Genomic DNA, 24,498 nt, shown 5'->3' with positions numbered 1-24,498 from the left:
CAGCAAGGAAACATCGTGGCGCAGAACACCGGCAAGGCACGCGCTGGCAAGACGCCCAGCGCCACGCGGCGGTTGCGGCTGGGGCTGGGCATCATGCTCTCGCTCCTGCTGGTCGTCGGTGGAAAGTTGTTCCTGGTCCAGGGCCTCGACGCCGGCGGCATGGCCGAGGCGGCACTCCAGAACCGGCTCAAACCCATGGAGCTTCCCGCGGAGCGGGGCAGCATCCTCGACGCCCACGGTGCCGTCCTGGCCAGCAGCGTGATCCGTTACAACGTCGTTGTGGACCAGACCGTCAACACCAAGACCGACTCCTTCCCGCGGCTCGAACAGGTCGACGGCAAGGACACGGTCGTCAAGATCCCCCGGGACCAGGGCATCGAAGAGCTCGCGAATGTCCTCGGCATGAAAAAGGACGACCTCAAAGCAGCCTTGACCGGCAAGCAGCGCTACTACATCGTGGCGAAAGACATCCGGCCGGACGTCGAGGACCGCATCTCCAAACTCCAGATCCCCGGCATTGTCACCGAGGGCACCAGCAAACGGGTCTACCCCAACGGTTCGGTGGCCGGCGGAATCGTCGGCTTCCTCAAGGACGGCACCACCGGCCAGTCCGGGCTCGAACAAACCCAGGACGAGGTACTCAAGGGAACATCCGGCAAACGTCTCTTCGAAATCGGTGCCGACGGGCTGCGGATCCCGGTGGGCGTGGACCAGTTCACGCCTGCAGTTAACGGCAAGGACATCAAGCTCACCCTGAACTCCGACCTGCAGTACTTCGCCCAGCAGGCCATCCAGAGCCAGGCCAACAAGCTCAGCGCCGAATGGGGCGTCATCATCGTCTCCGACGCCAAGACCGGCAATATCGTCGCCATGGCGGATACCAATGCCCCGGATCCCAACGACCCCGGCAAGGTCGCCGCCAAGGACCGGGGCGTCCGCGCGGTGACGGCGGCCTACGAGCCAGGTTCGGTGGAGAAGATGATCACGGCCGCCGCTCTCATCGAGGAAGGCAAGTCCAGCCCGCTGGACAAGTTCACCATCCCGCCGTCGTACACCGTGGACGGCCAGAACTTCACCGACTCTTTTGAGCATGGCACCGAGGAACGGACCCTGGCCGGCATCCTGGGGTACTCCATGAATACCGGCACCGTCATGGCGGGCCAGCGGTTGAGCAAGGACCAGCGGCACGGCTGGCTGCAGAAGTTTGGGATCGGCGAGGCCCCGGACATCGGCCTGCCCGCCGAGGCCGCGGGCATCCTGACGCCCGCAGCCCAGTGGGACGGCCGGCAGGAATACACGGTGCTCTTTGGCCAGGGTGTTGCCCAGTCGACGCTGCAGACGGTCCGCGCCTACCAGAGCATCGCCAACGACGGCGTGATGCTGCAGCCCCGCCTGATCGACAGCTACATCAATCCCGACGGCAGCGAGGAAAAGGTGCCCGCCAAAGACAGCCGGCAGGTCGTCTCCAAGGACACCGCCAAGCAGGTGCGCGACATCCTGGAAAGTGCCGTCACCGAGGGCGAGATCAAGGAAGCGGCCATCGACGGCTATCGGGTCGGGGCTAAAACGGGAACGTCCCAGTCGCCGTGTGATGACGGGAAGTCCGGGTTCTGCGGCTTCACCGCCTCGATGGTGGGGATGGCGCCGATGGACGATCCGCGGTTTATTGTTGAAGTGGTCCTGCAACGGCCCAAAGGCAATATTTACGGCATCACCAACGGGCCGGTGTTCCGCTCGGTGATGAGCCAGACGCTGCGCACCTACAACGTCCAGCCGTCCACGGGGGAGCCGGCCAGGCTGCCACAGTACGCCAAGTAGCACCCAACACCACGAGTCAGCAGCACCAACAGTTTCACGCGGCCGGGCCGCGTGCGGGCCATGCTCCGCGCGCCGCGTCCGCCGCCCCGGCACCACACGACGGAGACCTCTTGTCAGACTTCAATGCCCAGGCTGCGGCCGCCGCGCCGTCCGGCCAGGAATCCAGCGCGGCATTCCGGCCCGCAAAGGTCACCGCGGTACCGCTGGAAACCATCGGCGGGTGGATCGGCGTCGTCGTTCCCGGCGCCTCCGCGGCCGTCCCCGTTACCGGGATCTCGCTGAACTCCCGCGCCGTCCTGCCCGGGGATCTGTACGTCGCACTTCCCGGCGCGACCCGGCACGGCGCCGACTTCGTTTCCCAGGCCGTCGACGCCGGCGCCGTCGCGGTGCTAACCGACGACGCCGGCGCCCGCCTGCTGGCCCTCTCCAATGACATCTCCGTCCCGGTACTGCTGGCCGACGAGCCGCGCACCCTGGTCGGCCCCCTCGCCGCGCAGATTTACCGGAGCCGCCCGGACGACGCAGCCGCCCCCGCGCTGTTCGGTGTCACCGGGACCAACGGGAAGACCACCACCACCTACTTCATCAACTCCCTGCTGCGGGCCCTCGGCCGCACGACCGGGCTGATCGGGACCATCGAGATCCTGGCCGGCGGCGACCCGATCCCGAGCCTGCTCACGACGCCCGAATCGACGGACGTGCACGCCCTGCTGGCGCTGATGCGCGAACGCGGCCTCGCCGCCGCCTCGATGGAGGTGTCCTCGCACGCCATTTCGTTCCACCGGGTCGACGGCGTGGTGTTCGACGTCGCCGGCTTCACCAACCTGACCCAGGACCACCTGGACCTGCACGGGAGCATGGAAGAGTACTTCGAGACCAAGGCCCGGCTCTTCACCGCCGGGCGTGCCCGGACCGCCGTGGTGACCGTGGACGACGAATGGGGCCAGAAGCTCGCCGCCGCCGCCGACATCCCGGTCAGCACCCTCACGACCGGCACACCCGGTCCGGACGTCGTTGCCGGCCGGACTGCCGCCGACTGGACTGTCGTCAATCCCCGTCCGCGCGGCCTCGGCACCGAGTTCGGGCTCCGGCACCGGGACGGCACGGAACTGCGGGTGCACACCGGGCTGCCCGGCAGCTTCAACGTCGCCAACGCCGCCCTGGCCACCGTCATGGTCCTCGCCGGAGGCACGGCCGCGGCCGAGGTGCAGGCCGCACTGGACAGCGCGGATCCGTTCACCGTGGCCGTGCCCGGGCGGATGCAGCTTGTCGCGACGGCTCCTGCCGCCGTCGTCGACTTCGCCCACAATCCGGACGCCCTCGAACGCGCGCTGGAAGCCGTGCGCTACCCGGAACCGGGATCCAAAGTCATCATCGTCTTCGGCGCCACCGGCCAGCGGGACCAAAGCAAACGGCCCGCGATGGGAGCCATCGCCGCCCGGCTCGCGGACATCGTGATCGTCAGCGACGACGACCCGCACGACGAGGACGCCGCTGCCATCCGCGCCGATGTGATGGCGGGTGCCCGGCAGGCCAAGGAACACGACGGACTGGGCTGCACCATCCTCGAGGTCTTTCCCCGCGACGTTGCCATCCGCAAAGCGGTGGAGCTCGCGGGTCCGCAGGACACCATCCTGGTGGCCGGCCGCGGCCACGAGGTCTGGCAGGAGGTCAAGGGCGTCAACCTGGCGCTCGATGACCGGGTGGAGCTGCGGTCAGCCTTGACAGCACGAGGATTCACCATTCTCGATGAGCAGCGGATAGAGTCCTAAACCGAGATGATTGCATTTACCGCGGCGGAAATCGCCGAAATAACCCATGGCCGGCTGGCCGCCGATCCGGGCCTCACGCCCGGCTCCGTGGTGACCGACTCCCGCGAAGCCACGGCGGGTTCCCTTTACGTGGCCAAACCCGGGGAAGCCGCCGACGGGCACGACTTCGTCGCCGCCGCGTTCGACCGCGGAGCCGCGCTGGCCCTGGTGCAGCGCGACGTTGCCGACGCCGCCGGCCACGCCTTCCCGGCAGTCGTCGTCGAGGACTCCGTCCTGGCCATGGGCGCGCTGGCCGCCGAAGCGGTCCGCCGGATCCGTGCCCGCCGGGCCGCCGCCGGCCAGGCCTTTACCGTGATCGGCATCACCGGATCCGCAGGAAAGACCACCACCAAGGACCTGCTGGCCGGGATCCTCGCCGGCCACGGCGAAACAGTGGCTCCGCAGGGCTCCTACAACGGTGAAGTGGGCGTCCCGCTGACCGTCTTCAAGGCCGGCTTTGACACCCGCTACCTCGTGATCGAAATGGGCGCCACCGGCATCGGCCACATCAACTACCTCGCGGACATGGTCCGCCCCGAAATCGGCGTCGTACTGGGCGTCGGCACGGCCCACGCCGGTGAATTCGGCGGCGTCGAGAACATCGCGCGGGCCAAGGGCGAACTGGTTGAGGCGCTGCTCGCCGACGGCACGGCCGTGCTGAACCTGGACGACGCCCGCGTGGCCGCCATGGCCTCCCGCACCACGGCAACGGTCCTCGGGTTCTCCGCCCGGCCGGCCAGGGATGGCGAGCAGGCAGTCGTCCGGGCAGAGGGCGTCGAGCTGAACTCCGCCGGCAACCCCGAATTCGACCTCATCCTGCCGGGCGGGAGCGCCCGGCACCACGTCAGCGCCAAGCTGATCGGGGAGCACCACGTGGGCAACCTGCTGGCCGCCGCGGGGGCGGCCCACGCCGCCGGAATCTCCGGTGAGCAGATCGCCGCCTCACTGAGCGCCCAGACGGCCGCCAGCCGCTGGCGGATGGAACGCACCGAGCGGCCCGACGGCGTGACCATCATCAACGACGCCTACAACGCCAACCCTGAGTCCATGCGGGCTGCCCTGCGGACCCTTGCGGACCTGGGCCGCGGCCGACGGACCTGGGCCGTGCTCGGCGCCATGCTCGAACTCGGCGAGGACTCCATCCGGGAGCACACCGCCGTCGGCACCCAGGTGGTCCGGCTCAACATCTCCCGGCTGCTGGTGATCGGACGCGAGGCCCGCGCCCTGTACGTCTCCGCCGTCAACGAGGGCTCCTGGGGCGACGAATGCCTTTTCGCCGAGACCATTGACGAGGCCTACGAGATCCTCCGCTCCGAACTTGCACCCGGGGACCTGGTCCTCTTCAAGTCATCCAACAGCATCGGCCTGCGCCATCTGGGGGATCGGATAGCATTACCCGAAACCACCACTGAAGGGAGCCCGCTGCCGTGATAGCACTGCTGATGGGCGCCGGACTGGCCCTGCTGCTTTCCTTCCTGGGCACGCCGCTCTTCATTCGTTTCCTGGTCCGCAAGAGCTACGGCCAGTTCATCCGGGACGATGGGCCCACCTCGCACCACACCAAGCGCGGCACGCCCACCATGGGCGGCACCGTCGTCGTCTTCGCGGTGCTGGCGAGCTACGGCATCACCCACCTGATCATGTGGATGGTGAACCCGCTCTCGCCGGGTCCGTCCGCCTCGGCCCTGCTGCTGCTCTTCCTGATGGTCGGCATGGGGCTGGTGGGGTTCCTGGACGACTTCATCAAGATCTCCGCGCAGCGCAGCCTGGGGCTCAACGCGAAGGCCAAGCTCATCCTGCAGGCCGCCGTCGGGATCATCTTCGCAGTCCTCGCGCTCCAGTTCCCGGACGAGAACTATGTCACGCCGGCGTCGTACCAGATCTCCCTGGTCCGCGACATACCGTGGCTGAACCTTGCGTTCGGCGGCACCGTCGTTGGCGCCATCCTGTTCGTGCTCTGGTCCAACCTGATTGTCACCGCCGCCACCAACGGGGTGAACCTCACCGACGGGCTGGACGGCCTCGCCGCCGGCGCCTCGGTAATGGTGTTCGGGGCGTACACCCTCATCGGCATCTGGCAAAGCAACCAGTCCTGCGGCTCACCGCGCCAAGCCGGTGCAGGCTGCTACACCGTCCGGGACCCGCTGGACCTCGCGCTCCTTGCCGCCATCCTCAGCGCAGCGCTGGTCGGCTTCCTCTGGTGGAACACCTCGCCGGCCAAGATCTTTATGGGCGACACCGGCTCGCTGGCCATCGGCGGCGCCGTCGCCGGCTTCGCGATCCTGTCCCGGACCGAGCTGCTGCTCGCCTTCATCGGCGGCCTCTTCGTCCTGATCACCCTCTCCGTCATCATCCAGGTGGGCTACTTCAAGATCACCAAGGGCAAACGCTTCTTCAAGATGGCGCCGCTGCAGCACCACTTTGAACTCAAGGGCTGGGCCGAAGTGACCGTGGTCGTCCGGTTCTGGATCCTCTGCGGGCTCTTTGTCGCCGCCGGCCTGGGCATCTTCTACGCCGAATGGGTGGTGCTGCTGTGAGCGGGACCATTCCCGAACCGCTGGCCAGCTCGCCCCGGCTTGAGAACCTCACCAGCTGGGACTCGGACTGGTCCGGGCTGCGCGTCGTCGTGACCGGCATCGGCATCTCCGGCTTCGCCGCCGCGGACACCCTGATCGAACTCGGCGCCCGTGTGGTCGTGGTCGACGCCGCGGACAGCGCCAAGGCCCGGGCCCAGGCGGACACGCTCCGGATCGTCGGCGCCGCCGACGTGCTGCTGGGCGACGACGCCGTCACCACGGTGCCGAAGGTCGACGGCGAAAAGCCCGAGCTCATTGTCACCTCGCCCGGCTGGCGCCCCGACCAGGCCCTGCTCGCCGCCGCCGCCCGGGCCCACATCCCGGTGTGGGGCGACGTCGAACTGGCCTGGCGCGTGCGCGAACGCCAGGGCCGCAAGACCGCTGACTGGCTCGCCATCACCGGCACCAACGGCAAGACCACCACGGTCGGCCTGACCGAATCCATGCTGCAGGCCGCCGGGCTCAAGGCGATCGCCGTCGGCAACGTCGGCACCCCCATCCTGGACGCCCTCCGCGACCCGGTCGACTACGACGTCTTCGCCGTGGAGCTCTCCAGCTTCCAGCTGCACTGGAGCCACTCCGTCTCGCCGGTCGCCAGCGTGTGCCTCAACGTTGCCGAGGACCACGTCGACTGGCACGGCTCCTACGACTTGTATCTGGCGGACAAGGCCAAGGTGTACGAACGGACCCAGAAGGCGTGCATCTACAACGCCGAGCAGATCGAAACCGAGCGCATGGTGGAGGACGCCGACGTCGTCGAGGGCTGCCGCGCGGTAGCCTTCACGACACTCACCCCGGCCATCAGCATGCTCGGCGTGGTCGAGGGCCTGCTCGTGGACCGGGCCTTCATCCCCGAGCGGAAGGACAGCGCCGCCGAACTGGCCGCGATCGCAGACCTCGGTCCGGTGGCACCGCGGCACATGGTGGCCAACGCCCTCGCCGCGGCCGCCCTCGTGCGCGCCTACGGCGTCGAGCCCGCCGCCGTCCGCCAGGGCCTGCAAAACTACCTGCCGGGGGACCACCGCATCCAGCCGGTCGCCCGCCATGAGGGCGTCCTCTGGATCAACGATTCGAAGGCCACCAACCCGCACGCCGCCTCGGCCTCGCTGTCCGCGTTCCAAAATGTGGTGTGGATCGCCGGCGGCCTTTCCAAGGGCGTGAATTACGACGCACTGGTCCGGGACAACGCCCCGCGGCTTAAGGCCGTGGTGCTGATCGGGGCGGACTCCTCCGAGCTGCTCGCCTCGTTGCAGCGACACGCTCCCGATGTCCCCGTGATCGGCCACGCGAAGGGCGACACTGAAGAGGTGCAGACTGCCGGAACTGCCCACGCCGACGCAGGCCCCTCGCCGATTTTCGGCGAGACTGTGATGGCGCGGGCCGTCGCGTCGGCGGCACAGCTGGCCACCTCCGGGGACACTGTGCTCCTGGCCCCGGCAGCTGCGTCCATGGATCAGTTCTCTTCCTACGCTCACCGTGGCGACGCCTTTATCGAAGCTGTCCGCGAGCTCGTGGAAGGGCAGGCTCAGACCACCGAGGAGTAGCAATGGTCAGCACGCCCACCCGTCCCACGGCGGCACGGACCCCTGCCTCAGGGGCACCTTCAGGCAGAACCGCAGGCAGCAAGGCAGGAACCGCCGCCGCCGGGAACACCGGAGCGGCACAACCCGCCGCCCGGGTCCGCCCGGCCGCCCGGGTCAGAGGCTGGTACCGCGGCTTCTGGTCCGCCCTGGAGGGGACCGGCAAGTCTCGCAATGGCTCCACCTACTACCTCATCCTGGGCTCCACCCTCGCGCTGACGGCGATCGGCATCATGATGGTGCTCTCCGCCTCCAGCGTGGAGGCGATCGCCGCGGGGGAGTCGCCCTACTCCGCCGCGCTCAAGCAGGGCGGCTTCGCCGCGCTCGGCGTCTTTGCGATGTTTGTCCTCTCGCGCGTCAACGTCGGCTGGCTCAGGCGTCTTGCCTGGCCCCTGATGTTCCTGGCCGTCGGGCTGCTGGGACTGGTCCTCGTGGTCGGGCGCAGCGCCCTGGGCAACCAGAACTGGATCGACGTCGGTCCGTTCACCTTCCAGCCCTCCGAGGCCGCCAAGCTTGCCCTCGCCGTCTGGATGGCGACGGTGCTCGACCGCAAGGCAAAGCTCCTGCGCGAATGGCGGCATGCCCTCGTTCCCGTTGTGATTCCGGGAGCAGCCGCGGTGCTGGGCCTGATCCTGGCCGGAAACGACCTGGGCACAGCGATGATCGTGATGGTCATCATTGCCGCCGGGCTTTTCTTTGCCGGCGTCCGGATTGCCTTCTTCGCGATTGCCGGCGCGGCCCTGGCCCTCGGTGCCGGCGTCCTCGCCGTCACCAGCCCGAACCGGATGTGCCGGATCCTGTCCTGGACCGGGCAGACCTGTGCCGACGGGTCCGACTTGAATTACCAGTCCACCAACGGCCTGTACGGGCTCGCGTCCGGAGGCTGGTTCGGGGTGGGCCTGGGACAGAGTCGGCAGAAGTACAGCTGGATCCCGGAAGCGCACAACGACTTCATTTTCGCCATCATCGGCGAGGAACTCGGGCTGGTCGGGACGCTCGTCGTCCTGGTCTTGTTCGCCATCCTCGGCACCGCCATCTACCGCGTCGTTGCCGCGCAGCACGATGTCTTCCACCGCGTCCTGGCCGGCTCCATCATGGTGTGGCTGTTGGGCCAGGCCAGCGTCAACATGGCAGTGGTCACCGGGCTGGCCCCGGTGGTCGGCGTACCGCTGCCCTTCATTTCCTACGGCGGTTCGGCCCTGCTGATGTCGCTGTGCGCCATTGGCGTAGCGTTGTCCCTGGCGCGGGCCCAGATGGACCCGGGCATGCAGCCGAAGAAGATTCTCAAGTTCGGCCCGGCAGCCTTCGCGAACTCGGTGCGTCGCGCCCGTGCAGCCCGGGCCGCCGGCAAGGCATCCAGCCCGTCGGCCCGGGCTGCCGTGAATGGCGCCCGGGCAGCCGGCGCGAAGAGCGAGGGTGGCCCGGCCAGGAACACAGCCAGGCAAACCGCGCCACCGGGTCCTGCACCCAGGAAACCCGCCCCCAAGAACCCCGCACGAAAGCGCAGCTAGCCCCATGAAGACCGAGTCGTCCCTGTCCGTAGTCCTCGCCGGCGGCGGCACCGCCGGGCACATCAGCCCGCTGCTGGCCATCGCCAACGCCATCCTCGAGGTCCGGCCCGAGGCGCAGCTGCTGGCCGTCGGCACTCCGGGCGGGATGGAAGCCCGGCTGGTGCCGGCCGCCGGGCTGGAGCTGGCCACGGTCAGCCGCGTGCCGTTCCCGCGCAAGCCCTCGGTGGAGCTGCTTCGGCTCCCCGGCAAGCTCGCCGCTGCCGTGCGGCAGGCAGGCACCATCCTGGACGAGGCCCGCGCGGACGTGCTCGTGGGCGTCGGCGGCTACGTCTGCACGCCGATGTACCTGGCCGCGTGGCGCCGCAAGATCCCGATCGTGGTGCACGAGGCCAACACCCGGGCCGGGCTCGCGAACCGCGTCGGCGCCCGGCTGAGCCGGCACGTCGCCGTCGCGTTCGCGCAGACCAGGATCCGCGGCGCACGCCACGTCGGCATGCCGATGCGGCGCGAAATTTCCGGCCTGGACCGCACGGCCGCCCGGGCGGCCGCCCGCACCACGCTCGGGCTGGAGCAGCACAAGCCCACCCTGATCGTCACCGGCGGCTCGTCCGGTGCGCAAAGCATCAACCGCGCCATCGCCGCCTCCGTGGGCGCGCTGGCCGACGCCGGAATCCAGACCCTGCACATCACCGGACGAGGCAAGACCGTGCACGACGCGCAGGGCAAGCTGCTGGCCGCTCCCGGCTACCGCCAGGTCGAGTACGTGGACGGCATGGAGCTGGCCTACGCCGCCGCCGACCTGCTGCTGGCGCGATCCGGCGCCGCGACCGTGTGCGAGGTGGCCGCCGTCGGCGTTCCGGCCGTTTTTGTTCCCCTGCCGATCGGCAACGGGGAACAGGCGCTGAATGCGGCCGGCCTGGTGAACGCCGGCGCCGCGCTCCTGGTCGACGACGCGGCGTTCGACGCCGGCTGGGTCAGCGAGAACCTCATCCCGCTGCTGGGCGACGCCGCCCGGCTGGACCGGATGGCCGCCGACGCCGAACAGCTCGGAATCCGGGACGCCGACCGGCGGATGGCCGCCCTGGTCCTCGAGGCCGCCCAGGCCGGGCCCGGGGGCAGTAATGGCGAGCAGCAGTGATTTTCAACGCCAGTGACAGTGAACAGCAGCAACAGTGAACAGCAAGCAGGAAGCGGTATGGCAATGACCCAGGCCCAGAACGGCACCCCGCCGGCGGCGCGCACGCAGGACTCGCTGGGGCGCGTGCACTTCATCGGCATCGGCGGAGTCGGGATGTCCGCCGTCGCCCGCATCATGGTGGCCCGGGGCCTGCCGGTGAGCGGCTCGGACGCCAAGGACCTTCCGGTCATGGCCGAGCTGGCCGCGGCCGGGGCCCGGATTGCCGTGGGCTACGACGCGGCGAACCTGGCCGACGCTCAGACCGTCGTCGCCGGTTCGGCCATCCGCCCGGACAACCCCGAACTGGCCGCGGCCCGCGCCGCCGGCCTGCCCGTGCTGCACCGCTCCGAGGCCCTGGCCGCGACGATGGCCCAGGACACCGCCATCACGGTCGCCGGCACACACGGTAAATCCACCACGACGTCGATGATCACGGTGCTCCTGCAGGGCGCCGGGCTGGATCCGTCCTTCGCCATCGGCGCCAACGTGCCCGCCCTGGGCGTCAACGCCGCCTCCGGGACCTCCCCGGTCTTCGTCGCGGAAGCCGACGAATCGGATGGCTCATTCCTGAACTACCGCCCGCAAATCGCCGTCGTCACCAACGTCGAACCCGACCACCTGGACCACTACGGCACCGCCGAAGCGGTGTACGCCTCCTTCGACCGCTTCACTGCCCTGCTCCCGGCCGACGGCCTGCTGGTGGCCTGCGCCGACGACGACGGCGCCCGCGCCCTGGCGCTGCGCACCCGCGAGCGGGCCACCACCCGGGTGGTCCTCTACGGGACGGCCGGGGACGCCGAAGTGAAGCTGCACGACGGCGGCCCGGGCGACGTCTGGATCACGACGCCGGCGTGCCGCTTCGCCCTGGACCTCCAGGTGCCGGGCCGGCACAACGCCCTCAACGCCGCCGCTGCCTTCGCGGTGGCGCTGGAGCTCGGCATCGCCCCGGAGGCAGCGGCCGGCGCATTGGCAAACTTCTCCGGCGCCGCACGCCGTTTTGAATTCAAGGGCGAGGTCGGGGGCGTGCGGGTGTACGACGACTACGCCCACCACCCCACCGAAGTACGCGCCGCCCTCGCCGCGGCCCGTTCGGTGGCCGGCGACCGCCGGGTGCACGTGCTCTTCCAGCCGCACCTGTTCTCCCGCACCCGCGAATTCGCGCAGGAGTTCGCGGAGGCCCTGAACGCCGCGGACACGGCCCTGGTGCTGGACATCTACCCGGCCCGCGAAGACCCCATCCCCGGCGTCACCAGCCAGCTGATCGCCGACCACCTCGGCTCCCGCGGCCGGCTCGTTGGCGCCGGCCAGGAAGCCGTCCAGGCAGTCCTCGACGCCGCCGCGCCGGGGGACATCGTGCTCACGGCCGGCGCCGGCGATGTCACCGCCTACGGGCCGCTCATCGTCGAGGCGCTGAAAGCCGAGGCGCCGGGTGGCTAACTCACGCCGGCCCGGCTATCCCTCGCGGGGACTGCCGGACGTCATCTCCGCCTCGAAAACGGACCCCGCGACACCGGCGTCAAGAGCACAGCCGTCCGCCGGCCCGGCCGGCGCCGCCACGCCCGAGCCCCGGCCCGGCAAGGTGCTCTCCTTCCCGGAGCCGAAAGCCAAGCGGCGCCGCCGGATCGTGCTCAGCACGGCGGGGGTGATCGCGGTGCTGCTTGCCGCAATCGTTGCGGCAGCCTTCTACTCGCCCTGGCTGGCCGTCCGGACTGTCACGGTAGAGGGGACCCGGATGCTCACGCCGGAGCAGGTCAAAGCCGCCCTGGCGCCCCTGCAGGGCAAGCCGCTGCCGCAGATCAGCGACGAGCAGGTCACCGGGCTGCTGCAGCCCCTGGTCCAGGTCAAGGCGGTCACCACCCAGGCGCGGCCGCCGTCCACCCTGCAGGTGAAAATTACCGAACGTGTCCCGGTTGCGCTGCTGAAACAAGGCGAAGCCTTCCAACTGGTGGACGTCGACGGCGTCCAGCTCGGCACCACAACGGACCCCGCCTCGGTCCAACTGCCGGTGATCGACGGCGGCGGCGGCGCCCTGCCTAAGGAGCTCTTCCACGCCGTCACAGCAGTTCTGGGGGCGCTCCCGGCGGACGTGCTCGCCAGGCTCTCCGACGCCTCGGCCAAGTCCGTGGACGCGGTGGAACTCAAGCTCGTGGACGGCCAGACGATCGTCTGGGGCAACGCGGGGGAGAAGGAACTCAAGGCGAAGGTCCTCGCCGCCCTCCTGAATGCGCCGGCCGACCCGAAGAATCCGGTCCGCGTCTACGACGTCAGTGTGCCGCGGCAGCCGGTCACCCGATAGCCGTGAATCACTTACATCGGCATGGAACCGGGCGATAGTGGAACCGGTGCTTCCGCCGGGATCCGGCGCGGCGCCAAAGCGCCCGGAAAGGCAGAAACGGACGGCATTTCCCCGGTATTACCGCGACACGCGGAGCCGGTAATTGAATGTCCCCGGCATAGGAAATAGCGTCACAGACATGAGTTACTTGACATAACTATAACCTTCAAGTCGAAGGTTAAGGTTCGAAGCTTCAAGCTCGACTCCATCAGTTTTCGCAACAGAACACGAACAAGGGACACGTAACGTGGCAGCTCCGCAGAATTACTTGGCCGTCATCAAGGTCGTCGGCATCGGCGGCGGTGGCGTGAACGCAGTCAACCGCATGATCGAAGTCGGTCTCCGCGGCGTCGAATTCATCGCCATCAACACCGACGCGCAGGCGCTGTTGATGTCCGACGCCGACGTCAAGCTCGACGTCGGACGCGAGCTGACCCGCGGCCTGGGCGCCGGTGCGAACCCTGAGGTCGGCCGGCAGGCTGCGGAGGACCACGCGGACGAAATCGAAGAGGTCATCCGCGGCGCAGACATGGTCTTCGTCACCGCCGGCGAAGGCGGCGGCACCGGTACCGGCGGCGCTCCCGTCGTGGCCCGCATCGCCCGGTCCCTGGGCGCGCTGACCATCGGCGTCGTTACCCGCCCGTTCACCTTCGAGGGCCGCCGCCGCGCCGGCTCCGCCGAAGCCGGCATCGACGCCCTCCGCGACGAGGTCGACACCCTGATCGTCATCCCGAACGACCGGCTGCTCTCGATCAGCGACCGGAACGTCTCGGTGCTGGACGCGTTCCGCTCTGCCGACCAGGTCCTGCTCTCCGGTGTCCAGGGCATCACCGACCTGATCACCACCCCGGGCCTGATCAACCTTGACTTCGCAGACGTCAAGTCCGTGATGCAGGGTGCAGGCTCCGCGCTGATGGGCATCGGCTCGGCCCGCGGCGAAGACCGCGCCGTCAAGGCCGCCGAACTTGCGATCGCCTCGCCGCTGCTGGAAGCGTCCATCGACGGTGCGCACGGTGTGCTGCTGTCCATCCAGGGCGGTTCAGACCTCGGCCTGTTCGAAATCAACGAGGCCGCCCGCCTGGTGCAGGAAGTGGCACACCCGGAGGCCAACATCATCTTCGGTGCCGTGATCGACGACGCCCTCGGCGACGAGGCCCGCGTGACCGTGATCGCCGCCGGGTTCGACGACGTCAAGGCCACCTCGCCTTCGATGGACCAGTCCCAGCCCGCTCCGGCGCGCCAGGCTGCACCCGCACCTGCTCCGGCCCAGGCTCCGGCTTCCGCGCCGGTCCAGCCGCTGCACGCCGGCGTCGGCGCCTCGGGGCTCAGCAACTGGGGCCAGCAGCGTCCCTCGGCCGTGCCGGCCGACTCGGGTTTCGACGTAGACCTGCCCTCCGTGGTCGAGCCTGACCTCTCCGGCCGCCACTCGGACGACCTGGACGTGCCCGACTTCCTGAAGTAGGCCGGCGGTCCACCAGCCGCAATCAGCACCATGGCACTGCCCCCGGGCGGTGCCATGGTGCTTTTGCGGGTTACGGTGTTGGGTATGAAGATTTCAACAGTGCAGGTTCCTGACGTGGCGGTGGGCTGAGTGTTTTCCTGGCGAGCAGAGGTGCGGCCCGGCGTCTGGGCGGCCTTTACGAACGTTGCGGCCGGCAACCTGGCGCTCCACGTCGGCGATGATCCGGACGCGGTGCGCACGCGCCGCGAAGCCCTCGAGCAGGCGGCCGGCCTGGGGTCCCTGCATTTCCGGTTTATGAACCAGGTCCATGGCAACGACGTGGCCGTCTTTGCCGGCCCCGCAGGCCCGGAGGCCGGACCTGCCCCGACGGCCGATGCCTTGGTGTCCGCCGGTGAGCCGCTGGCCGTCATGGTGGCCGACTGCGTGCCGGTTGTGCTGGTGGGGGAGAACTCCGGGGGAGCGTCGGCAGCCCCCGTGCTGGGGGTCGTCCACGCCGGCCGGCCAGGCCTGGCTGCCGGGGTGGTTCCCGCCGCCGTGGAGCGCATGCGCGCCCTCGGCGCCACCGGCATCGGCGCGTGGATCGGGCCGTCCATCTGCGGGAAATGCTACGAGGTCCCGGAGGGCATGCGCGCGGACGTTGCGGCACTCGTTCCGGCCACCTGGTGCACCACCTCCCAGGGGACGCCGGGGCTGGACCTGCCCGCCGGGGTCCGCGGCCAGCTGGAGGCGGCCGGCGTCGTGGTCGAATATTCCGGCGGCTGCACCCGGGAGGACACCGCGCTGTTCTCCTACCGCCGCAACAACCACACGGGCCGGTTCGCCGGCCTCGTCTGGACCGACCATGACCGGGCGGGCGCGTGAGCGCCCCGGCGGCCGGGCCCGCAGGTCACGACCCGCGGCTCGCCGAGCTGGGCGGAGCACTCGCGGCCGTCCGGCAGCGGATCGACGCCGCGGTGGCCGCCGCAGGGCGCCAGACCGACCCGCCGCAACTCATTGTGGTCACCAAGTTCCACCCCGCCGAGGACGTGGCGCGGCTGGCCGCCCTGGGCATCACTGACGTCGGCGAGAACCGGGACCAGGAGGCGGCGGACAAGGCCGCCCGGCTCGCAGAGCTGCAGTTGCGCTGGCACTTCATCGGCCAGCTCCAAAGCAACAAGGCCAAATCCGTGGTGCGGTACGCTCATGCCGTGCATTCCGTGGACCGGCTCCCGCTGGTCACCGCCCTGGCCAAAGCGGTTCGCACCGAGCAGGAGCGCGCCTTTCGTGCCGACCTTGAGTGCTTCATCCAGGTCAGCCTGGACGACGACGCCGACGGCCACCGCGGCGGCGCCTTGCCCGCCGACGTGGCCGCCCTGGCCGCGGAGCTCGCCGGGTCCCCGGGCCTGAAGCTGGCCGGGGTCATGGCCGTGGCTCCCCTCGGTGCCGCGCCGGAGGCGGCGTTCGAAAAACTGGCGGAGATCTCCGCCCGGCTCCGCGGCGAATATCCGCAGGCCGCCGCCATTTCAGCCGGCATGAGCCAGGACCTTGAAGCGGCCGTCCGTTTCGGGGCGACACACCTACGAATTGGCTCCGATATTCTCGGTCCGCGCCCGGCACTACGGTAGGTTCGACGTATTGGAAGGTAATGGCGGGGATTCCAATGCAATGTTTAGAAGACAGCGACTCCAACACAGTCAAGTCACAAAAGCGGCCCGCCTAACGGACACGATTAGGAGTCGACCATGGCTGGCGCTCTGCGCAAGACAATGATCTATCTTGGGCTCGCTGACGGCGACGAACACTACGAGTCCGAGCATCACACCCCGCACAAGGATGAGGACGATTCCATGGAGCACGACCGCGAGGAGCGCCGCGCGCCGGCCCCTGTCCGCGAGGCCCCCCGGGAAGAGCCCTACGCCGCTGAAGAGGAATACCGCGCACCCGTGACACCCATTAAGCGAGCGGCTGCCAGCCGCGATGAAACCACCGGCCTCCGGCAGATCACCACGATCCACCCGCGGTCCTACAACGACGCCAAACTGATCGGCGAAAGCTTCCGTGACGGCATCCCTGTCATCATGAACGTCACCGACATGGGCGAAGCGGACGCCAAGCGGCTCGTGGACTTCTCCGCCGGCCTGGTGTTCGGCCTGCGCGGAAGCATCGAACGGGTGACCAACAAAGTGTTCCTGCTCTCGCCGTCGTACGTCGAAGTGATCGGCGACGACAAGAAGGTAAGCGAGACCCAGGCCAGCTTCTTCAACCAGAGCTAGTCCAGGCTCCGGGCGCGGATGCCGGGCGGGGAAACCTGCCCGGCATCCGTGCCCGACTTTCCGTGCTGGAAGAGACGTGCTGGAATGGATGCGCAACCACTGTCGGGCTACTGCGGTATCCGGAATGATCATGGAGATATGAGCTAACGCATGGGAATTGTTTTCGGACTCGTCTATATCGCGCTGCTGCTCTTTTTCGTCGCCCTGATCATCCGCCTGATCTTCGACTGGGTGCAGATGTTCGCCCGCAGCTGGCGTCCGCGCGGCGTGGCCCTCGTCACCGCCCATGCCGTGTACTCCGTCACGGACAGGCCCCTCAAACTGCTCGGCCGGGTTCTCCCGCCGTTGCGGCTCGGCGGAATCTCGCTGGACCTGGCGTTCCTGGTGCTCTTCCTGGCCGTTTCGGTGGCCATGGGCATCGCCAGGTACTTCACGTACGCCCAGCCGATCGCCACCTAACCCCGGCGGCGGACCGGCTCCGCCCGCCAAAAGATAAAAAACTCCGGTTTGACACTGCGGTGTTGAATTAGAGTAACCAGACCATATTTAGGTACCGTAGTTTTGACGGCCGGAAGGCCTCCTGACTAACTAGACCAACGAGGTGACCAGATGGCTTTGACGCCAGAAGACGTTGTCAACAAGCGCTTTCAGCCGACCAAGTTCCGCGAAGGCTACGACCAGGACGAAGTTGATGACTTCCTGGACGAGATCGTCGTCGAACTGCGACGCCTGAACCAAGAGAACGACGAGCTGCGCAAGAAGCTCTCCGAAGCAGGTTCCGGCACGGCCGCCAGCTCCGCTGCTGCAGCCCCCGTCGTGGAAAAGGTGCCGGCACCCGTCAAGGCCGAAAAGGACGACCGCGCCAAGGCAGAAGCCGAGGCCAAGGCCGCCGAAGCCGCCAAGAAGAAGGAAGCCGAAAAGGCTCCCGCCCCGGTGGCCGCCCCGGTCCCCGCCGCCGCCAGCGCCTCGGCAGAGTCCGCCGCCGGCCTGCTGGCCATGGCGCAGCAGATGCACGACAAGCACGTCGCCGACGGCGAGCAGCAGCGCGACAAGATCATCGCCGAGGCGCAGATCGAAGCCAGCAGCCTCGTCAACGACGCGCAGGAAAAGTCCCGCAAGATCCTCGGCGCCCTCGAACAGCAGCGCTCGGTGCTGGAGCGCAAGGTCGAGCAGCTGCGCGGCTTCGAGCGCGACTACCGCTCCCGCCTCAAGGCCTACATCGAAGGCCAGCTGCGTGACCTTGACGCCCGTGGTTCGGTAGCGGCCCCCGAGGTCGAAGCCAACTAGGACGTTTAGCAAGTATTCTGAAAGCCGGTGGCTGAGGACTCCTCGGCCACCGGCTTTTGGCATTAACCGCCCCCTCGGCACCGGAACGAAAGCACTATGACTGACGCACCAACCCCAGACGCCGCCCAGCCCGCGGACGCCGCCCAGCCCGCCGATACCGAACAGCCCGCCGATACCGAACAGTCCGCCGATGCCGAACAGTCCGCCGCCGCGCAGTCCGCCGCCGCGAAGGCCCCGGCACGCCGGCCGCGGCGCGCACTGCTGTTGTCCCTGTTCGCCGGATTTGCGGTGTTCGCCTACGTGTTCGACCAGCTGACCAAACTCTGGGTCACCGGCACCATGACCGAGGGGGAGCGGATCCCGGTGCTGCCGCCGCTGCTGCACTGGTACTACATCCGGAACTCGGGCGCCGCGTTCTCCATCGGCGAGAACGTCACCTGGGTCTTCACCATCATCATGGCGGCCGTGTCCGTCGCGATCCTGCTGCAGCTGCGCAAGCTCGGTTCGGCCTGGTGGGCGCTGGCGCTGGGCCTGCTGCTGGGCGGCGCGCTGGGCAACCTGACCGACCGGCTGTTCCGCGAGCCCTCGTTCGCAATGGGCCACGTGGTGGACTTCATCCAGCTGCCCAACTTCGCGATCTTCAACATCGCCGACTCGGCCGTGGTCTCCTCGGTGGTGTTGATCTGCCTGCTCACGCTGCGCGGCATCGGCCTGGACGGCTCACACCACAACCAGGGCAAAAACCCGGCCGAGGACAAGGCGGCAGCCCGGCCGGCAGTGCTGGAAGAGAACGGGCGGGAACACAATGTCTGAGACCGGCGCTGGGACCGGACCGGTAACCACGCCCCGGCACTTCACCGTCCCCGAGGAGCTCGCCGGCACCCGGGTGGATGCCGGACTGGCGAAACTCATGGATATCTCCCGTTCGCAGGCGGCCACACTGATCGCCGAGGGCAATGTCAGCAGCCACGGCAAGGCCGTGGGGAAGTCCCTCAAACTCAGCGCCGGCGGGCGGCTCGACGTCGTCGTGCCGGAACGCCGGGACCCCCTGGAAGTCGTGGAGGAAGTTGTGGAAGGCCTGAAAATCCTGCTCGACGACGACGAATTCGTCGTCGTCGACAAACCCGTCGGCGTCGCGGCGCACCCGTCGCCCGGGTGGGTGGGCCCCACCGTGGTCGGCGGCCTCGCCGGCGCCGGCTACCGGATTTCCACCTCGGGTTCCCCGGAACGCGCCGGGATCGTGCACCGGCTCGACGTCGGCACCTCCGGCGTGATGGTGGTGGCCAAGACCGAGAACGCCTACACGGCGCTCAAGCGGGCGTTCAAGGAGCGCACCGTGGACAAGGTCTACCACGCGGTGGTCCAGGGCCTGCCGGACCCGCTCGCCGGGACCATTGACGCCCCGATCGGCCGCCACCCCGGCCACGACTGGCGCTTTGCCGTGATCGAGGACGGCCGCGACTCGGTGACCCACTACGAGGTGCTGGAAGCCTTCGGCAAGGCCTCGCTGGTGGAGGTGCATCTGGAAACCGGCCGCACCCACCAGATCCGGGTGCACTTCGCCGCACTGCGCCACCCCTGCGCCGGTGACCTCACCTACGGAGCGGACCCCCGGCTCGCCGCGACGCTGGGGCTGACCCGGCAGTGGCTGCACGCCCGGCAACTGTCCTTCGACCACCCGCGGACGGGGGAGCGGGTCACCGTGACCAGCGAGTACCCCCAGGACCTCCGGTACGCCCTCGAGGTGCTGGAGTCTGGCCAGGCCTGACCAGCCAGGGGCCGGCCGCGTGCCGGGCGCGGAAGTGTCCGTGCCCGGCACTAGAATGATTCGGTGACTTCCAGCAACAACTCGTTCGTCCACCTCCACAACCACACCGAGTACTCCATGTTGGACGGTGCGGCGCGGCTCGGCGAACTCTTCGATGAGACCGAGCGGCTGGGCATGCCCGCCCTGGCCACCACGGACCACGGCTACCTCTTCGGGGCCTTCGACTTCTGGAAGCGCGCCACGGACAAGGGCATCAAGCCGATCATCGGCGTCGAAGCCTACGTCACTCCCGGAACGGCGCGCGGGGACAAGACCCGCGTCCGCTGGGGCGAGGAAAGCCAGCGCAAGGACGACATCTCCGGCGGCGGTTCCTACACCCACATGACGCTGCTCAGCTACAACAACGTGGGCATGCGGAACCTGTTCCGCGCTTCCTCGATCGCCTCGCTGGACTCGGTCTTCGGCAAATGGCCCCGGCTGGACCGCGAACTGCTGAACACCTACTCCGAGGGCCTCATCGCCACCACCGGCTGCCCCTCCGGCGAGGTCCAGACCAGGCTCCGGCTGGGCCAGTACCGCGAGGCCGTCGAGGCGGCCGCGGAGTTCCGCGACATCTTCGGCGCCGAGAACTACTTCTGCGAACTCATGGACCACGGCCTGGACATCGAGCGGCGCGTCACCGGCGACCTGCTGCGCCTGGCCAAGGAACTGAACCTGCCGCTGGTGGCCACCAACGACTTGCACTACACGCACGAGCACGATGCCAAGGCGCACGAGGCCCTGCTGGCCATCCAGTCCGGGTCCACCCTGCTGGAGCCCACGTACGACAACGGCGGCTCCCGGTTCGCGTTCTCCGGCAGCGGCTACTACCTGAAGTCCCCGCAGGAAATGCGGGAACTCTTCCGCGACCATCCGGACGCCTGCGACAACACGCTACTGATCGCCGAACGCTGCGACGTCTCGTTCAACACCGGCGCCAACTACATGCCCCGCTTCCCCTGCCCGGAAGGCGAGGACGAGACCTCCTGGCTGGTCAAGGAAGTGGACAAGGGCCTCCGTTACCGCTACCCGGGCGGCATCCCGGACAAGGTCCGCACCCAGGCCGACTACGAACTCGGCGTCATCAATTCCATGGGCTTCCCGGGCTACTTCCTGGTGGTGGCAGACTTCATCAACTGGGCCAAGAACAACGGCATCCGGGTGGGCCCGGGCCGTGGTTCCGGTGCCGGCTCCATGGTGGCGTACGCCATGCGCATCACCGACCTCGACCCGCTGCACCACGGCCTGATCTTCGAGCGCTTCCTCAACCCGGACCGCGTCTCCATGCCCGACTTCGACGTCGACTTTGATGACCGGCGCCGCTCCGAAGTGATCGACTACGTGACGCGCAAGTACGGCGACGAGCGTGTGGCCATGATCGTCACCTACGGCACCATCAAGACCAAGCAGGCCCTTAAGGACTCCTCCAGAGTGCTGGGCTACCCGTTCAGCATGGGCGAGACGCTGACCAAGGCGCTGCCGCCGGCCGTGATGGCCAAGGACATCCCGCTGGCCGACATCCAGAACCCCGAAGCCAAGCGCTACGGCGAGGCCGGCGATTTCCGGCAGCTGATCAGCACCGACCCGGAAGCCGCGAAGGTCTTTGAGACCGCTCTGGGCATTGAAGGCCTGAAGCGGCAGTGGGGCGTGCACGCCGCCGGTGTCATCATGTCCTCGGACCCCATCATCGACGTCATCCCGATCATGCGCCGCTTCCAGGACGGCCAGGTCATCACGCAGTTCGACTACCCGACCTCCGAGGGCCTCGGGCTGATCAAGATGGACTTCCTCGGCCTGCGGAACCTGACGATCATTTCCGACGCCCTGGAAAACATCAAGATGAACCGCGGGGTGGACCTGGACCTCGAGGCGCTGGCCCTAGACGACGCCGCCTCCTACGAGCTGCTGGCCCGCGGCGACACCCTCGGCGTCTTCCAGCTCGACGGCGGGCCGATGCGGTCGCTGCTGAAGCTGATGAAGCCTGACAACTTCGAAGACATCTCCGCCGTCCTGGCGCTGTACCGCCCGGGACCCATGGGCGCGAACGCGCACACCGACTACGCGCTGCGCAAGAACAAGATCCAGGAAGTCATCCCGATCCACCCCGAGCTCGAGGAGCCGCTCGCGGAGATCCTCGGCGGCACCTACGGCCTGATCGTGTACCAGGAGCAGGTGATGGCCGTCGCGCAGAAGCTGGCCGGGTACACCCTCGGCCAGGCCGACATCCTGCGCCGGGCCATGGGCAAAAAGAAGAAGTCCGAGCTGGACAAGCAGTTTGCCGGCTTCTCCCAGGGCATGCAGGACAACGGCTACTCGATGGCCGCCGTCAAGACCCTCTGGGACATCCTGCTGCCCTTCTCCGACTACGCCTTCAACAAGGCGCACTCGGCCGCGTACGGCGTGATCTCCTACTGGACCGCCTACCTGAAGGCGCACTACGCGCCCGAATACATGGCCGCCCTGCTGACCTCCGTCGGCGATGACAAGGACAAGTCGGCGATCTACCTGAACGAATGCCGTCGCATGGGCATCACGGTGCTGCCGCCGGACGTCAACGAGTCCGCGCTCAACTTCACCCCGGTGGGCAACGACATCCGCTTCGGTATGGGCGCCATCCGCAACGTCGGCGCCAACGCCGTCGACGCGATGGTGGCCGCACGCGAACGCGAAGGCGCCTACACCTCCTTCAAGGATTACCTGATGAAGGTGCCGGCGGTCGTCTGCAACAAGCGCACCATCGAATCGCTGATCAAGGCCGGCGCCTTCGACTCACTTGGCCACCACCGCCGGGCCCTGGCCATGGTCCACGAAGAGGCCATCGACTCGGTCATCACGCTCAAGCGCAACGAGGCGATCGGGCAGTTCGACCTGTTCGCCGGTTTCGAGGACACCGAGTCGGAGTCCTCGCTCAGCATCGAGATCCCCGAGCTGCCCGAGTGGGAAAAGAAGGACAAGCTCTCCTTCGAACGCGACATGCTCGGGCTCTACGTCTCGGACCATCCGCTGCAGGGCCTGGAGGGGCTGCTGAGCCAGCACGCGGACCAGTCCATCACCTCGATCATCGCCGAGGACGGACCGCACGACGGCGCCATCATTACCATCGCCGGCATGATCACCTCGCTGAGCCGGCGGATCGCCAAGGCCAGCGGCAACGCCTACGCCCGCGCCGAAATCGAAGACCTCGGCGGCTCGGTGGAAGTGATGTTCTTCGGCCAGGTCTACGGCCCGATCGCCTCGGTGCTGGCCGAGGACCTGATCGTCGTCGTCAAGGGCCGGCTGCAGCGCCGCGACGACGGGGCCGTGGCCCTGAACTGCATGGAACTCTCGGTCCCGGACCTCAGCGAGGGCCTGGACGGGCCGTTGGTGATCACCATGCCGACGCACAAGGCCACCGAGGCCGTGGTGAACGAACTCGGCGAGGTGCTCAGGACCCACCGCGGCAAGTCGGAGGTACGGCTGCATCTGCACGGCGACTCCCGGGTGGAGGTGATGGGGCTGCCCGTGCATATGCGCGTTAACCCCAGCCCGTCGCTGTTCGGCGACCTGAAGGTGCTGCTCGGCCCGACCTGCCTGGACAGCTAGGCCTAGATCTCGTAGTCGAGCGGCACCGGCTGGCTGTAGCTGCCGCCGTGGTAGAGCAGCGGCGCGCCGTGCTCACCGACCTCGCCGGCGACGACCTCAACGACCACCACGGCGTTGTTCTCGAAGGAGAGCCGCATTTGGATCTTGCCGATCAGCCAGCCGGACACATTGTTGAGGATCGGCACGTCGTGCGGGCCGAGCTTCCAGTGGTCGCCCTCGAACCGGTTGCGGCCGCGGGCGAAGCGGTCGGCGAGCTCCTGGTTGTCCAGGCCTAGCATGTGCACCCCGATGTAGGCGGAGTTGGCCACCGCTGGCCACGAGCTGGAGGTGCGGGCCATGTTGAAGGTGAAGCGCGGCGGCTTTGCCGAGAGCGAGGCCACCGAGGTGGCGGTGAAACCATAGGGGACGCCGTTGTAGTTCGCCGTGATGATCGCGACACCGGCCGCATGACGGCGGAACATCTCCTTGAACGTTCCCTCGAAGGCTTCTTCGGCTGAGGCCACTTTGCTTCATCTCCCTGCGATTGTCACCGGTACTTCCTGCCAGCGTATTCCGCCGGGCGCCCCGTGCGGTATTCGCGGCCCGGCATCGGTTCCGCGGCGCGTCACGTGGCATGCGGCGGCGTAATGTCCGGCCCCACCGAATCCCTTGTTAAGATTTGTGGCATGACACAACCCGCGGTGCACCTGCCCGTTGACCACCACGACGGCGGCCCCGGCCCCGGCGGCCCCCGCCGGCCCCGCCGCGCGGTCCCCTGGCGGGGTTTGCCCTGGCGGGACGTGCAGTGGAACGGAGTGCCCTGGAAGGGGCTCATCGCGATGGCGGCGGCCGGGCTTCCGGTGGGCATGCTCTGGTGGCTGTTGGCGCCGACCGGCCTCAACCTGATCACCCGCGACCCGGCACTCGCCACCGGCAGCAACCCCGAGGCCTGGCTGCCCCGCGACCTGGTGCTGGCGGCGCTGTTCCTGCTGGCCGGCTGCCTGGCCGGCGTCCTCGTCGCCGGCAACCGGCCCGCCCGGCTGGGCACCGCGACGGTGGTCCTGGCCGTCGCCGCCGGGGCCGCGGGCGCCATCCTGGCATGGGGGACGGGTGTGCTCGCCGGCAGCTGGTGGGGCGCCGCGGAGGACACCTCGGCCAGCGCCAGCATCGCCTTTTCGCTGCGTGCCTACGCCCTGCTGCTGATCTGGCCCGCCGCCACAGCCCTGGCCATCTTCTTCGCCACGGTGTTCGGCCACACCGAGCCGGAGCATGAGCCGGCCCCCGGAGCGGACGCCCGCACGGGCGCCTGACGCCGCGATCA

General features: G+C 68.5%; 20 protein-coding genes. 19 read left to right on the top strand and 1 reads right to left on the bottom strand.

The genetic code is table 11. The annotated features are described in order from the left end of the window. Positions 1-15: 15 nt before the first annotated feature. From AC6I9V_RS01920 to dnaE, 18 genes are all read left to right on the top strand, one after another. Positions 16-1,818, top strand: coding sequence for a peptidoglycan D,D-transpeptidase FtsI family protein (locus AC6I9V_RS01920; protein WP_497898141.1), 1,803 nt, complete (start codon positions 16-18; stop codon positions 1,816-1,818). Between the two features lie 110 nt (positions 1,819-1,928). Continuing rightward, positions 1,929-3,590, top strand: coding sequence for a UDP-N-acetylmuramoyl-L-alanyl-D-glutamate--2,6-diaminopimelate ligase (locus AC6I9V_RS01915; RefSeq protein ID WP_497898140.1), 1,662 nt, complete (start codon positions 1,929-1,931; stop codon positions 3,588-3,590). Between the two features lie 6 nt (positions 3,591-3,596). Beyond that, positions 3,597-5,060, top strand: coding sequence for a UDP-N-acetylmuramoyl-tripeptide--D-alanyl-D-alanine ligase (locus AC6I9V_RS01910; protein WP_497898139.1), 1,464 nt, complete (start codon positions 3,597-3,599; stop codon positions 5,058-5,060). After that, the gene (mraY, locus tag AC6I9V_RS01905) at positions 5,057-6,166 is read left to right on the top strand and encodes a phospho-N-acetylmuramoyl-pentapeptide-transferase (protein ID WP_349414074.1); all 1,110 of its coding nucleotides are present in this window, start codon (positions 5,057-5,059) and stop codon (positions 6,164-6,166) included. The genes AC6I9V_RS01910 and mraY overlap by 4 nt, the downstream gene beginning before the upstream one ends. Continuing rightward, positions 6,148-7,749, top strand: a complete 1,602-nt coding sequence (gene murD / locus AC6I9V_RS01900) for a UDP-N-acetylmuramoyl-L-alanine--D-glutamate ligase (protein ID WP_497898138.1) — start codon at positions 6,148-6,150, stop codon at positions 7,747-7,749. The genes mraY and murD overlap by 19 nt, the downstream gene beginning before the upstream one ends. Before the next feature lie 2 nt (positions 7,750-7,751). Then, a complete protein-coding gene (gene ftsW / locus AC6I9V_RS01895) occupies positions 7,752-9,296 on the top strand; it encodes a putative lipid II flippase FtsW (protein WP_349414072.1) in 1,545 nt (514 codons plus the stop codon). 4 nt (positions 9,297-9,300) lie between these two features. After that, positions 9,301-10,434, top strand: coding sequence for an undecaprenyldiphospho-muramoylpentapeptide beta-N-acetylglucosaminyltransferase (gene murG, locus AC6I9V_RS01890; RefSeq protein WP_349414071.1), 1,134 nt, complete (start codon positions 9,301-9,303; stop codon positions 10,432-10,434). 63 nt (positions 10,435-10,497) lie between these two features. Further along, positions 10,498-11,910, top strand: coding sequence for a UDP-N-acetylmuramate--L-alanine ligase (gene murC, locus AC6I9V_RS01885; protein WP_497900230.1), 1,413 nt, complete (start codon positions 10,498-10,500; stop codon positions 11,908-11,910). After that, the gene (locus AC6I9V_RS01880; RefSeq protein ID WP_497898137.1) at positions 11,903-12,769 is read left to right on the top strand and encodes a cell division protein FtsQ/DivIB; all 867 of its coding nucleotides are present in this window, start codon (positions 11,903-11,905) and stop codon (positions 12,767-12,769) included. Before murC ends, AC6I9V_RS01880 begins: the two co-directional genes overlap by 8 nt. A gap of 286 nt (positions 12,770-13,055) precedes the next feature. Continuing rightward, the gene (gene ftsZ / locus AC6I9V_RS01875; protein ID WP_497898136.1) at positions 13,056-14,270 is read left to right on the top strand and encodes a cell division protein FtsZ; all 1,215 of its coding nucleotides are present in this window, start codon (positions 13,056-13,058) and stop codon (positions 14,268-14,270) included. Positions 14,271-14,399: 129 nt separating this feature from the next. Next, on the top strand, positions 14,400-15,131 hold the full coding sequence (locus AC6I9V_RS01870) for a purine nucleoside phosphorylase YfiH/LACC1 family protein (protein WP_497898135.1): 732 nt from the start codon (positions 14,400-14,402) through the stop codon (positions 15,129-15,131). Beyond that, the gene (locus AC6I9V_RS01865; RefSeq protein WP_497898134.1) at positions 15,128-15,874 is read left to right on the top strand and encodes a YggS family pyridoxal phosphate-dependent enzyme; all 747 of its coding nucleotides are present in this window, start codon (positions 15,128-15,130) and stop codon (positions 15,872-15,874) included. Before AC6I9V_RS01870 ends, AC6I9V_RS01865 begins: the two co-directional genes overlap by 4 nt. 117 nt (positions 15,875-15,991) lie before the next feature. Continuing rightward, positions 15,992-16,522 carry a cell division protein SepF gene (locus tag AC6I9V_RS01860; RefSeq protein WP_349414066.1) on the top strand — a complete coding sequence of 177 codons (531 nt, stop codon included), beginning with the start codon at positions 15,992-15,994 and terminating at the stop codon, positions 16,520-16,522. Between the two features lie 150 nt (positions 16,523-16,672). Further along, entirely contained in the window at positions 16,673-16,981 is a 309-nt protein-coding gene (locus AC6I9V_RS01855; RefSeq protein ID WP_146337845.1) for a YggT family protein, read from the top strand. 150 nt (positions 16,982-17,131) lie between these two features. Further along, positions 17,132-17,809 carry a DivIVA domain-containing protein gene (locus AC6I9V_RS01850; protein WP_497898133.1) on the top strand — a complete coding sequence of 226 codons (678 nt, stop codon included), beginning with the start codon at positions 17,132-17,134 and terminating at the stop codon, positions 17,807-17,809. A gap of 96 nt (positions 17,810-17,905) precedes the next feature. Next, positions 17,906-18,622 carry a signal peptidase II gene (lspA, locus tag AC6I9V_RS01845; RefSeq protein ID WP_497898132.1) on the top strand — a complete coding sequence of 239 codons (717 nt, stop codon included), beginning with the start codon at positions 17,906-17,908 and terminating at the stop codon, positions 18,620-18,622. After that, on the top strand, positions 18,615-19,577 hold the full coding sequence (locus AC6I9V_RS01840; RefSeq protein WP_497898131.1) for an RluA family pseudouridine synthase: 963 nt from the start codon (positions 18,615-18,617) through the stop codon (positions 19,575-19,577). The genes lspA and AC6I9V_RS01840 overlap by 8 nt, the downstream gene beginning before the upstream one ends. A gap of 63 nt (positions 19,578-19,640) precedes the next feature. Next, positions 19,641-23,198, top strand: a complete 3,558-nt coding sequence (gene dnaE / locus AC6I9V_RS01835; protein WP_497898130.1) for a DNA polymerase III subunit alpha — start codon at positions 19,641-19,643, stop codon at positions 23,196-23,198. A gap of 2 nt (positions 23,199-23,200) precedes the next feature. On the opposite strand, the gene AC6I9V_RS01830 is transcribed toward dnaE, so the two are convergent. Continuing rightward, positions 23,201-23,659 carry a flavin reductase family protein gene (locus AC6I9V_RS01830; RefSeq protein WP_497900229.1) on the bottom strand — a complete coding sequence of 153 codons (459 nt, stop codon included), beginning with the start codon at positions 23,657-23,659 and terminating at the stop codon, positions 23,201-23,203. Positions 23,660-23,863: 204 nt separating this feature from the next. Between AC6I9V_RS01830 and AC6I9V_RS01825 the strand changes: the two genes are divergently transcribed. Beyond that, a complete protein-coding gene (locus AC6I9V_RS01825; RefSeq protein ID WP_497898129.1) occupies positions 23,864-24,487 on the top strand; it encodes a hypothetical protein in 624 nt (207 codons plus the stop codon). Positions 24,488-24,498 lie beyond the last annotated feature (11 nt).

The sequence above is a fragment of the Arthrobacter sp. SlRoot2-15 genome (genome assembly GCF_059739345.1).
This window is presented reverse-complemented; position numbering and strand designations above follow the sequence as displayed.

Excerpts from the sequence above, each read along its gene's own strand:
- murD (WP_497898138.1), top strand. The coding sequence starts at position 6,148 with ATGGGTGGTGCTGCTGTGAGCGGGACCATTCCCGAACCGCTGGCCAGC.
- AC6I9V_RS01825 (WP_497898129.1), top strand. The coding sequence starts at position 23,864 with ATGACACAACCCGCGGTGCACCTGCCCGTTGACCACCACGACGGCGGC.
- AC6I9V_RS01860 (WP_349414066.1), top strand. The coding sequence starts at position 15,992 with ATGGCTGGCGCTCTGCGCAAGACAATGATCTATCTTGGGCTCGCTGAC.
- murC (WP_497900230.1), top strand. The coding sequence starts at position 10,498 with ATGACCCAGGCCCAGAACGGCACCCCGCCGGCGGCGCGCACGCAGGAC.
- AC6I9V_RS01850 (WP_497898133.1), top strand. The coding sequence starts at position 17,132 with ATGGCTTTGACGCCAGAAGACGTTGTCAACAAGCGCTTTCAGCCGACC.
- AC6I9V_RS01830 (WP_497900229.1), bottom strand. The coding sequence starts at position 23,659 with ATGTTCCGCCGTCATGCGGCCGGTGTCGCGATCATCACGGCGAACTAC.
- lspA (WP_497898132.1), top strand. The coding sequence starts at position 17,906 with ATGACTGACGCACCAACCCCAGACGCCGCCCAGCCCGCGGACGCCGCC.
- AC6I9V_RS01855 (WP_146337845.1), top strand. The coding sequence starts at position 16,673 with ATGGGAATTGTTTTCGGACTCGTCTATATCGCGCTGCTGCTCTTTTTC.
- murG (WP_349414071.1), top strand. The coding sequence starts at position 9,301 with ATGAAGACCGAGTCGTCCCTGTCCGTAGTCCTCGCCGGCGGCGGCACC.
- AC6I9V_RS01910 (WP_497898139.1), top strand. The coding sequence starts at position 3,597 with ATGATTGCATTTACCGCGGCGGAAATCGCCGAAATAACCCATGGCCGG.
- AC6I9V_RS01840 (WP_497898131.1), top strand. The coding sequence starts at position 18,615 with ATGTCTGAGACCGGCGCTGGGACCGGACCGGTAACCACGCCCCGGCAC.
- ftsW (WP_349414072.1), top strand. The coding sequence starts at position 7,752 with ATGGTCAGCACGCCCACCCGTCCCACGGCGGCACGGACCCCTGCCTCA.